The sequence below is a fragment of the Ruminococcus sp. RTP21484sp1_RTP21281st1_A8_RTP21281_210402 genome (assembly GCF_040914025.1).
GTDB classification, from domain to species: Bacteria; Bacillota; Clostridia; order Lachnospirales; family Lachnospiraceae; genus Blautia_A; species Blautia_A faecis.
Window position 1 is genome coordinate 37,467 of sequence record NZ_JBCPGE010000038.1, and the last position, 11,111, is coordinate 48,577.

Annotated in this window: 9 protein-coding genes; 7 read left to right on the forward strand and 2 right to left on the reverse strand. The window is 41.4% G+C overall.

The window, feature by feature from the left end; all coding sequences use genetic code 11:
• Nucleotides 1–89 precede the first annotated feature (89 nt).
• The 4 genes from AB5170_RS16455 (at nucleotide 90) to AB5170_RS16470 (ending at nucleotide 5,759) form a co-directional block, all read left to right on the forward strand.
• Nucleotides 90–1,487: an ATP-binding protein gene (locus tag AB5170_RS16455; protein WP_173717018.1), complete on the forward strand. Its 1,398-nt coding sequence runs from the start codon at nucleotides 90–92 to the stop codon at nucleotides 1,485–1,487.
• A 129-nt stretch (nucleotides 1,488–1,616) separates the two neighbouring features.
• The gene (locus AB5170_RS16460; protein ID WP_173717017.1) at nucleotides 1,617–2,753 is read left to right on the forward strand and encodes an AAA family ATPase; all 1,137 of its coding nucleotides are present in this window, start codon (nucleotides 1,617–1,619) and stop codon (nucleotides 2,751–2,753) included.
• A gap of 94 nt (nucleotides 2,754–2,847) precedes the next feature.
• Nucleotides 2,848–4,032, forward strand: a complete 1,185-nt coding sequence (locus AB5170_RS16465; RefSeq protein ID WP_173717016.1) for an ATP-binding protein — start codon at nucleotides 2,848–2,850, stop codon at nucleotides 4,030–4,032.
• 137 nt (nucleotides 4,033–4,169) lie between these two features.
• Nucleotides 4,170–5,759 (forward strand): AAA family ATPase, encoded by a 1,590-nt coding sequence (locus AB5170_RS16470; protein ID WP_368361689.1) that lies wholly within the window; start codon nucleotides 4,170–4,172, stop codon nucleotides 5,757–5,759.
• Between the two features lie 87 nt (nucleotides 5,760–5,846).
• Here the strand turns inward: AB5170_RS16470 and AB5170_RS16475 are convergent, their stop codons facing one another.
• Nucleotides 5,847–7,277, reverse strand: coding sequence for a hypothetical protein (locus AB5170_RS16475; protein ID WP_368361688.1), 1,431 nt, complete (start codon nucleotides 7,275–7,277; stop codon nucleotides 5,847–5,849).
• A gap of 195 nt (nucleotides 7,278–7,472) precedes the next feature.
• Here AB5170_RS16475 and AB5170_RS16480 point away from each other — a divergent pair, with 195 nt between their 5' ends.
• A complete protein-coding gene (locus AB5170_RS16480) occupies nucleotides 7,473–8,552 on the forward strand; it encodes a glycosyltransferase family 2 protein (protein ID WP_187565508.1) in 1,080 nt (359 codons plus the stop codon).
• A gap of 730 nt (nucleotides 8,553–9,282) precedes the next feature.
• Here AB5170_RS16480 and AB5170_RS16485 read toward each other — a convergent pair.
• The gene (locus tag AB5170_RS16485; protein ID WP_368361692.1) at nucleotides 9,283–9,426 is read right to left on the reverse strand and encodes a DUF6783 domain-containing protein; all 144 of its coding nucleotides are present in this window, start codon (nucleotides 9,424–9,426) and stop codon (nucleotides 9,283–9,285) included.
• Here AB5170_RS16485 and AB5170_RS16490 point away from each other — a divergent pair.
• Together AB5170_RS16490 and AB5170_RS16495 are read left to right on the forward strand one after the other, a co-directional pair.
• Nucleotides 9,403–9,465: a hypothetical protein gene (locus AB5170_RS16490; protein ID WP_308768451.1), complete on the forward strand. Its 63-nt coding sequence runs from the start codon at nucleotides 9,403–9,405 to the stop codon at nucleotides 9,463–9,465. The genes AB5170_RS16485 and AB5170_RS16490 overlap by 24 nt on opposite strands.
• Before the next feature lie 256 nt (nucleotides 9,466–9,721).
• A complete protein-coding gene (locus AB5170_RS16495) occupies nucleotides 9,722–11,059 on the forward strand; it encodes an ATP-binding protein (protein WP_173772200.1) in 1,338 nt (445 codons plus the stop codon).
• The last annotated feature ends 52 nt before the right edge of the window (nucleotides 11,060–11,111 follow it).

Genomic DNA, 11,111 nt, shown 5'->3' on the forward strand with positions numbered 1-11,111 from the left:
TTGACTATGAAGAACATCTGATTTATTATATTCGTAAAAAGTAACTTACGAGTTACTAACTTATGAGTATAATTATTGGAGGTGGGTGAATGAGTCAATTCTATTGCCGTGAGGATGAACTTCGGAAACTGAATAAACGGTACGCTGGTGATAAGTTTGAGTGTATTGTCATCTATGGCAGACGGCGTGTTGGTAAAACTGCATTGATCAATGAGTTCTGTAAAGATAAACCTACCATTTTCTTTTCTGCATTGAACACGACAGGAAAGGAAAATCTGGAGGCTCTCTCAAAGTCAATCATGAGTTTTGAGCGACCAGATATGGAGTCTGCACCGGAGTTCAGGTCTTATGATGCTGCCCTGGATGAATTGACAGTACTTTCAAAGGAAAAAAGAATCGTCTTTGTTATTGATGAGTATCCGTATCTTGCAAAAGCGAAGCAGTCTATTTCTGCGATGTTGCAGCATATCATCGACCACAAATGGACGGAGTCCAAGATGTACCTGATTCTTTGCGGTTCCTCTATGAGCTTCATGGAGAGTCAGGTACTTGGCAAGGAAAGTCCGCTGTATGGCAGGCGAACCGGTCAGTTTAAGATTGAGCCGCTGAATTATAAGGAAACAGCCGTGTTTCACCCGAATCTGTCCGCAGAGGACAATTCCCTGATTTATGGAATCACGGGAGGAGTTCCACACTATATCAACAAGTTGGATGTGAAGGATAGTGTGGATGAAGCTCTGCTGGATAATTTCTTTGACCGCTCCAGCTATCTGTATGAGGAACCGGGAAATCTGCTGAAGCAGGAACTCCGGGAGCCGGCCATTTATAATGCAATCATCAAAGCGATTGCAGAGGGAGCTTCCCGAATGAATGACATCAAGATGAAAGTCGGCGAGGAGAACTCAATCGTATCGAAGTATCTGAAAACACTGATTGACCTTGGTATTGCCAAAAAGGAAACCCCGATTACAGAAAAAATGGGTAAGAAAACCATTTATTTGCTGGCGGATAACTTCTTCCGGTTCTGGTATCGGTTTGTGCCAATCAATATGAGTGTTATTGACTCTGGCAGGATTGCAAAGACCTATCCACACGCTGTAAAGCAGTATCTTCCGGATTATATGGGGCTGATTTTTGAGAAGATGTGTCGGGATTATCTGCTTTATTATTCGGATAGCCTCCCTATTGAGCTGAGTGAAATCGGTCAATGGTGGGGTACAGACTCGAAGAAGAAAAAGCAAATACAGATTGATATTGTCGGAACTCCTGTTGAGGGTAAGGACTATATCATTGGTTCGTGTAAGTATAGAAATGAGAAAATTGGCGTGGATGAGCTCGACTTGATTCGGGATTATGCCTCAGTTTTCGGAAAAGGTAACAACTATCACTACTATATTTTCTCGAAAGGTGGATTCACAGAGGGACTTCTTCAGGCACAAGAGCGAGGTGAAGTTCGGCTGATAACGCTGGAAGACCTTTACAAGTAAGAAATGGACAATTGATTTGCAAACGTTGTTTTTCACAAAATTATTGAGACCAAAAAGTTTTCATGATATCATTATTGGTAGAAAATAGTGATACTGTGGAAGCTTTTTTGTATAGGGAGTGTGTGATAGATGGGAAGATTTGTGAATCCGGACAACAGTGCTTTTCAGGCTGCTTTGAATTCCAGAATTTATGTAGATAAAACTGGTATGATCGAATATATGAATCGCGTTCTGGAGACTACAGATGCGTATATTTGCAACAGCCGCCCCAGGAGATTTGGGAAATCCTATGCGGCGAATATGCTTGCAGCATATTACAGCAAAGGTGCAGATTCTGAGATGATGTTTTCCGATCTTTCAATAGGAAAAACACAGGATTTCAAAAAGTATCTTAACAAATATGATGTAATTCACATTGATATCCAGTGGTTTCTGGCAAATTGTGAAGATAAGAACAAAGTGGTACAGTTTATTACAAAAAGCGTACTGGATGAGTTGTGCGAAATTTATCCAGAGTGTTTGGTTCTCCAAGACGGTTCTTTATCTGATGCTCTTTCAAGAGTTAAAAATCAAACAGGACAGAAATTTGTCATTATTATTGATGAATGGGATGTTTTGATTCGAGATGAAGCGCAGAATCAGGCTGTACAGGAAAATTATATTAATTTCCTGAGGGGACTGTTTAAAGGTACTGAGCCAACTAAATATATTGCTCTCGCATATCTGACAGGTATCCTTCCAATCAAAAAAATGAAAACCCAGTCAGCACTAAATAATTTTGATGAGTTTACTATGCTTAGTGCAGGCAATATGGCGCCTTATGTCGGTTTCACAGAAAGTGAAGTGAAGATGCTTGCAAAAAAATATCATCAGAATTACGAAAAGGTCAAAAGGTGGTATGATGGTTATCTCCTAAATGAACATCAAATATATAATCCATGGGCGGTTGTGGGAGTTATGCTAAATGGCGAATTTAAGAGCTACTGGTCAGAGACTGCTTCTTACGAGACAATCGTGCCGTTGATCAATATGGATTTCGATGGCTTAAAGTCCGCTGTTATTGAAATGTTGTCAGGCGCTGAAGTGAAAGTGAATACGGAAACTTTTAAAAATGATACGGTAAATATACAGAACCGAGATGAGGTTCTTACGTATATGATCCATCTTGGCTATCTGGGATACGATCAGAATCGAAGGTCTGCATTTGTTCCTAATGAAGAAATTCGGCAGGAACTTACGCTTGCTGTAAGGGAAATTGTGGTATAAAAAGTTATAGGTACTTATAGGAAAAATATCACGGAACTGTATTGTTTATTGCTACGTATTGCGGTAATATAAGTTTATAAGCGGAGGTGATTGTATGTTTAAAGTAAATCCATATAGACCAGGTGCTGGTTTAATGCCAGTATATATTGCTGGACGAGATGAAGACATTCAGAACGTAAGTCAAATGTTTGATGCGTTAACTATGGATATACCTACTCAATCAATTATTTTTAGTGGTTTGCGCGGCGTTGGAAAAACTGTTTTAATAAATAAGCTGCAAAGTATTGCAGAAGAAAAAGGTATTTTTTGTAAGCATATTGAAATTGAGGAGAGAAATGACTTTATTTCACAGATTGCTGAATGTTCTCAGGCATTTTTAAGAACAATAAGTGCAAAAGAAAAATTTAAACATTTAATACAGAAGCCATTAGAGGCAATAAAGTCCTTAGTTGTTTCTTTTAACCCAGAAGATAATTCATTTTCTTTATCAATGCAGGATAGGGAATTGTATGTGTCAAATAATTTAACGCAAACACTTACTGAAGTATTTTCAACAATCGGAGAAACCGCACAAAAAACGGAAACGCCAATTTGTTTCTTTATAGATGAAATTCAGTATATGAAGCAAAACCAGCTAGGATCTTTGATCGCTGCATTGCATAGAGTAAATCAGTTAGGTTATCCAATTATGATTATAGGTGCAGGATTGCCTAAAATATATAAAATGCTTTCTGATGAAAAATCTTATTCCGAAAGATTGTTTATGTATAAAAAAATCGATTCATTGACGGATGAGCAATCAGAAAAAGCAATTGAAGAGCCAGCAAAAAAATTCAATATAATATATGCACATGAAGCCATAAACAAAATAGTAGAAATTACAAAAGGGTCTCCTTTTTTTATTCAACAGTTATGCAAAATTGTGTACGATAAAACAAATAAAGATGTCATAGAATTGTCTGATGTAGAAAATTGTATAGATGAATTTTTATCATCTCTGGACGAAAGATTCTTTAAATCAAGATATGAAAGATGTGCAGAAAGTGATAAAAAATTTATTTTTGCAATGGTAGAATGTGGTGAATTACCATGTACGATATCAAATGTTGCACACAATCTTAATAAAACAGTTGGATCTATTTCAACAACAAGAGCACAGTTAATTAGCAAGGGAATTATATATCCTGTAAGATATAAAGAACTTGATTTTACGGTTCCAGAATTTTCAGGATATATACAAAGACTGGAAGAATATAAACAGTGGTGTATATCAAAGTAGAATCAAACAGTAACTCTCTGTGAGCTTTCAGAAAACATCCCAATAAAATTATTGAGCACCAAAAGTTTTCATGATATCATTATTGGTAGAAAATAGTGATACTGTGGAAGCTTTTTTATATAGGGAGTGTGTGAGTGATGGGAATATTAGTGAATCCAGATAATTTGGCTTTTCAGGTAGCATTGAATTCCGAGATATATGTTGATAAAAGCGGACTTATTAAGTATACGAATAAAGTTTTGAATACATTGCAGGCCTATATTTGCAATAGCCGTCCGAGAAGGTTTGGAAAATCTATTACAGCGAATATGCTTACAGCTTATTACAGCAGAGGCTGTAATTCAGAAGAAATGTTCGCCGGATTGGAAATTAGTGAAAGTGCAGATTTTAAGAAGCACTTGAACCAATATGATGTAATACATCTTGATATCCAATGGTGTATAGAGCCAGCTGGTGGACCTGAAAGGGTGGTTTCTTATATTTCGGAAAAGACGATTGCGGAGCTTGCGGAATACTATCCAGGTGTATTGAAAGAGAAGACGGAATCTTTGCCAGAAGTGTTGTCTCGTATTAATGGTGCAACTGGAAAAAAATTTATTGTCATCATTGATGAATGGGATGTCCTTATTCGTGACAAGGACGTTAATAAAAGGGTACAGGAAGAGTATATTAATTTTCTCAGGGCAATGTTCAAAGGAACAGAACCAACAAAATATATTCAACTTGCATATCTTACTGGTATTCTTCCAATTAAAAAGGAAAAAACTCAGTCGGCATTAAATAATTTTGATGAGTTTACAATGCTGAGCGCAAGTAATCTGGCTCCGTATATTGGTTTTACAGAAGCTGAAGTGAAAAAGCTGTCAGAAAAATATCAGCAGGACTTTGATGAAGTGAAGCGATGGTACGATGGCTATCTTCTGAAGGATTACCAGGTTTATAATCCCAGAGCCGTTGTCAGCGTAATGCTAAGGGGGGAATTCAGAAGTTACTGGTCAGAAACAGCATCCTATGATGTGATTGTGCCTTTGATTAACATGAACTATGATGGGCTGAAAACAGCTGTTATTGAGATGCTTTCCGGAGCCGAAGTCAAGGTGAATGTGGCAGCTTTTCAAAATGATACGGAAGATATTAAAAGTAAAGATGATGTATTGACTTATATGATCCATTTAGGATACCTTGGTTATAATGAGATCAGGAAGACTGCTTTTGTACCAAATGAGGAGATACGACAGGAGCTGACGACTGCTGTTGAGAGTAAAAAGTGGAATGAAATGCTGATATTGCAGCTGAATTCGGAAAATCTGCTGGATGCTACATTGGATATGGATGGTGAGGCGGTTGCAGAAGAGATTGAAAAAATCCATAACGAGCATGTGTCAGTAATTCAGTATAATAATGAGAATTCCTTGAGCAGTGTGCTTACAATTGCCTACTTAAGCGCAATGCAATACTATTTTAAGCCAATCCGTGAATTTCCTACAGGACGAGGATTTGCTGACTTTGTATTTATCCCAAAGCCAGAGTACAAAAATGATTATCCGGCATTGCTTGTGGAATTGAAGTGGAACCAGAATGCGCAGACTGCATTAACACAAATTAAGACTAAAAAGTATCCTTCTTCGATACTGAATTACACAGGCGATATTCTTCTTGTTGGAATCAATTATGATAAAAAAAGTAAGGAACACCAGTGCCTGATTGAGAAGTACGAAAAAGATTGATTTTGCCAGAACAGTGCCGAATGAAAATAACTTAAAAGGGCAGGTGTGGATGTTCTCCACAACCTGCCCTTTCGTGAGGGGAATGTATCAGAAACCTGTAAGTCGGAATACCATTAATTCGCTTGCAGAGTCGTCGTCACGGTCCTGTGTCATAAGAACCATCACAGAACCATCCTCTGCAACTTTCATATCTTCAATCCAGGGGTATCTGGTTCCAAACATATCGTAGCAGTCTACTTCGGCGAGGAGAGTTCCGTCCTTTGACCAGAAGTAGAATTCTCGCATATTTCCATCTGCTGCAATATAGCCATTCGCTGTCTCAGCTATTCCCGTGAGACTTCCGAAATAAGCAGGATCCTCGTGCTGGTCACCGCCAAGAAGCAGCTGCTGGTTGCCATCCAGATCATAAACTGCTATTTTCGATGGGGTGTCATCTCCTGCAAGACGTCCGTATACCATAATATGATCATTGCTGATCTCAACCAGGCTGACAAATTTAAAAATACCGGTTCGTGCCTCGTCATCATTCATGGAGGTTAAGATCCAGGGCTCTGTAAGCACGCTGCCGTCCTGGAAGGTTACTTTTTCCGTATCATAGCCAAGGTAGCTGGTAATGCCCCAGGCACCGGATGGGTGTACAGACAGGTAACCACTTGTGCCGGTCTCCAATATGGTCTGCCCGTCTTTCATAACAATTCCTTTTCCACCGTTACGGGAAATATAAAGTTTTCCGTCCGTGTCTGTAAAAAGATCCATTCCCTGCTCGTCCATTGTATCAGAAGAAAGAAGATTCAGGGTGCTTCCAGTATATTCGTAAGTTTCCAGAGTATTATTCAGCTGATGATACATCCGGTCTCCAGATATTGCAAACTGGTGACGCATGATCTCAAATCCGTTCTGGGAAACACTAAATGGAATATACTCCGGAGTGACGGTATAATCTCCAACAGCTATACTCTGCGGAGCCGGTGTGAATGGAGTTCCATCCCAGGGGTAAGGTGCTTCTACATTGCCGGTGTCCTCTAAGTTCAGTTCCAGATTGTTAAAAACGTTTCTGACAGAATCATTTTCTTCTCCGGAAATGATAACTTTGTAGGTCACACCGGATGGCTCGTGACGATAAATGTAGTAAATTCTGTCAAACATGTCTGTGGTTCGTATATAATCCACATCGCCAATGGTTGTTTTTTCAATAGTGCCGTCTGCATAGTCATGAAGATCGATATCGGAGGTTTGCAGATATTTGCGGAAAGAGTAGCTTGATTCTTCATTTGCTTTAATGGTGAAATCATTTTGTGAGCTGTCCTTGTCTGCACCTTCGAATACGCTGACAGAGCAGGTGTATTCATAATCGCTGATATCATTCGGATCATAGCTCCAGTCATCCGGAAGGTTAAGCTTGAACAGGGTTACGTCAATGGTGTTGTTACTTTCTCCATGAACGGTGAGAGCGCTACTGGCAGTCAGAAGCACAAGTCCGGTCACAAGAGGTAGTATTTTCCATATTTTTTTTCTCATATTCAGCACCTCTTTTCTATGTGGAATGTTTTGTATTTTTATTTTCCCAGATTTTGGAGACTTTGTCACTGACACAAATGACAGGTAATCCGTAAGGAAAGCGTTATTGCTGGAAAAAATGCGGATATCCGGAAGCGGCAAATGGGAATAAAAGTAATTTGTCCTGCATAGGCTATTGAAAAAAGGATATTTGGAATGATATCAATTGGCCTGTGTATGATTGTAAAAAATGAGGAGGCGGTACTTCGCAGAATCCTCACGCCGATGAGCAAGCTTGTGGACAAAATCTATATTTGCGATACCGGATCGGTGGATAAAACGAAGGAGATTGCCAGGGAGTTTACCGATGAGGTTTATGATTTTTTATGGAAAGATGATTTCTCTGCTGCCCGCAATTTTATTACGGAAAAAGCAGATACGGATTATTGGATGTGGCTGGATGCAGATGACGTCATTACGCCGGAAAATCAGGAGAAGCTGCTCAGGTTGAAAGAGAGCATGGATTCAGATACGGATGTGGTTATGATGGATTATGCAGTGGGATTTGATGAATGGGATCATGTTACGTTTTCTTATTATAGAGAGCGTATTATGAAGACTTCCCGAAATTTCAGATGGCAGGGGCGCGTCCACGAAACGGTTGTTCCGGCGGGGAATATTTTATATTCGGATGTGGTGATTGAGCATCGGAAAATAAAGGCAGGAGAGTCTTTTCGCAATCTGCATATATATGAGCAGATGATTGATTCCGGTGAAAAAATGGAACCGAGACATTTCTTTTATTATGGGCGGGAGCTTTTTTATCATAAGCAATATGAGTATGCAATTTTAATTTTAAAAAAATTTCTGGAAGAACCAGATGGCTGGATAGAGAATAAACTGAACAGCTGTCTGGTTCTTTCCTGCTGTTATCAGGCAATGGGAGAGAATGCAGCTGCTTTTGATATACTTTTTTACAGCTTTACAATGGATGTTCCGAGAGCGGAGATCTGTTGTGAGATAGGAAGATTGTTTATGGAAAAAAAGGAGTACGTGACGGCAGCATACTGGTACCAGCAGGCTTTTCTTGCGCCACGGAAAAAGAAAAACGGCGGTTTTTATATTGCAGACAGTCATGATTTTATACCTGCGATACAGATGTGCGTATGTCTGGATAAAGCGGGAAGGCACAGGGAGGCGTTTGAATTTCATAAAAAGGCAAGAGTATTGAAGCCTCTGCATCAGGCAGTTATTGGAAATGAGAAGTATTTCAGGGATGTTTGGGGTATGGAGTGAGAGGGAAAATTCACCTGTATTGTTAGTATTTCATATATTGATAGTGAATATCTAAGCTGTTATGGGAGAATGTGTATGTTTTTTGATCGTCATAATCAGAAAAATTCTTCTGAAAAGGAAGCTTCTGGTGATATCACCTGTACATCCTGTTTTGGAAACAATAATCGCTGCGGCTGCGATTGCAGTTGTTCGGGACAGGGAGCCACAGGGCCTCGTGGTGCAACCGGTCCTATGGGACCTGTTGGTCCAAGAGGGTGTCCCGGTGTGACTGGTCCTATGGGACCAAGAGGATGCCAGGGAGCAGTAGGCCCTGCAGGTCCTATGGGCCCGCAGGGAGAGCCGGGCATGCCAGGAGTTATGGGCCCAGCCGGAGAAGCCGGCCCCGCCGGAGCGACAGGCTCAACCGGCCCAACCGGCCCAGCCGGAGCGACAGGCCCAACCGGTCTAGCCGGAGCAACAGGCCCAACCGGTCCAGCCGGAGCGACAGGCCCAACCGGTCCAGCCGGAGCAACAGGCCCAACCGGTCCAGCCGGAGCAACAGGCCTCGCCGGTCCCGCTGGAGAAGCAGGTCCAACCGGTCCAGCCGGAGCAACAGGCCCAACCGGTCCAGCCGGAGCAACAGGCCCAACCGGTCCAGCCGGAGCGACAGGCCCAACCGGTCCTGTCGGAGCAGACGGCCCGATTGGTCCAACCGGCCCAGCGCCAACTCCGGCAGCGGCAGTGGCAGATGCTACTGGTACAGAGGATGCTGTGACACAGCTAAATACACTTCTGGCAAATCTTCGCGCTGCCGGAATTCTGCAATCTTAGCACATGTTTGAAAAAGGCTTTCTGCAAGATGTGCGTCATAATTTGTGGGAGATTTCGCCCAGATGAGGGCGCCGTAGCGGCTACAGCAACCGAATTCGGGTGAAATATACCGCAATGAGGGAAAGGGCTGGAAATGGAGCAATCCATTTCCAGTCCTTTCTCATATAAAAGTGTGATTGCTAAGCATTAAAATTAAATAATTTTGTGTTTTCGGTTGTAATTTCATGAATTTCGCATATAATAAAAGTGTGATTATTAAACACAAAACTCTAATAAAAATGTGATTATTAATCACAAAACTCTAATAAAAATGTGATTATCAAGCATAAAACTCCAATAAAAATGTGACAGGTGATTCTATGGAACGATTTATCTTAAAAAAGTTGCTGGCTTGGAAGAATTCTCCCTACCGCAAGCCTTTAATATTGAAGGGCGTACGTCAGGTAGGAAAGACTTGGATTCTGAAAGAGTTCGGCAGACGTTATTATGAAAATACAGCTTACTTTAACTTCGACGAAAATGAAGAATATAAGCAATTTTTTGAAACAACCAAGGATGTGGACCGGATTCTACAAAACCTTATGCTGGCAAGCGGTCAAAAAATTGTGCCTGAAAAAACCCTTATCATCTTTGATGAGGTGCAGGACTGCCCTAAGGTCATTAACTCTATGAAGTATTTTTGCGAGAACGCACCGCAGTATCACGTTGCCTGCGCCGGTTCTCTGTTAGGTATTGCTCTGGCGAAACCCTCTTCTTTTCCGGTCGGTAAGGTCAACTTTATGCAGATTGACCCGATGACCTTTAATGAATTCCTGCTTGCCAACGGTGATGAAAACCTGGCACAGTATCTGGAACAGGTGGACACCCTTGAACCCATCCCTGACGCCTTCTTTAATCCGCTGTATGAGAAGCTGAAAATGTACTATGTCACCGGTGGTATGCCGGAGTCGGTATTGATGTGGACGGAGGCACGGGATGTTTCTGCTATGCAGGAAGCATTATCCGGAATCCTCGGAGCCTATGAGCGTGATTTTGCCAAACATCCTAATCTCAGCGAGTTCCCGAAAATCTCAATGATCTGGAAATCCATTCCGTCTCAACTGGCAAGAGAGAACAAGAAGTTTATCTATAAAGTGGTCAAGGAAGGTGCACGAGCCCGTGAGTACGAGAATGCCTTACAATGGCTGGTGGATGCCCGTTTAGTGCATAAAATTTATCGCAGCTCAGCTCCTGGCCTGCCGATTGCAGCTTACGATGACTTGTCGGCTTTCAAAATTTATCTGGTGGATGTGGGATTGCTTCGCCGTCTGGCACAGTTGGCCCCCACTGCTTTTGGCGAAGGCAACCGTCTTTTTACTGAATTCAAAGGCGCATTAACCGAAAACTTTGTGTTGCAGACTTTAATTACTCAGTTTGAAGTCATGCCTCGTTATTGGAGCCAGAACAACCCACCTTACGAAGTGGATTTCCTCATTCAGTGGGAGAACGACATCTTTCCCGTGGAGGTCAAATCCGAAGCAAACACAACCAGCAAGAGTATGAAGAAGTTCAAGGAACTGTTCCCTGATAAGGTCAAGCTACGCATCCGTTTCTCACTGGATAATCTGAAACTGGACAATGATGTGTTGAATATTCCGTTATTCATGGCAGATCAGGCGGATAGACTGATCGGATTGGCATTGGGGAGTGAACCATAACCCTTGAGACGCTGGCAATATTGCTGCCCACAAAATTATTGAGACTCTAAAG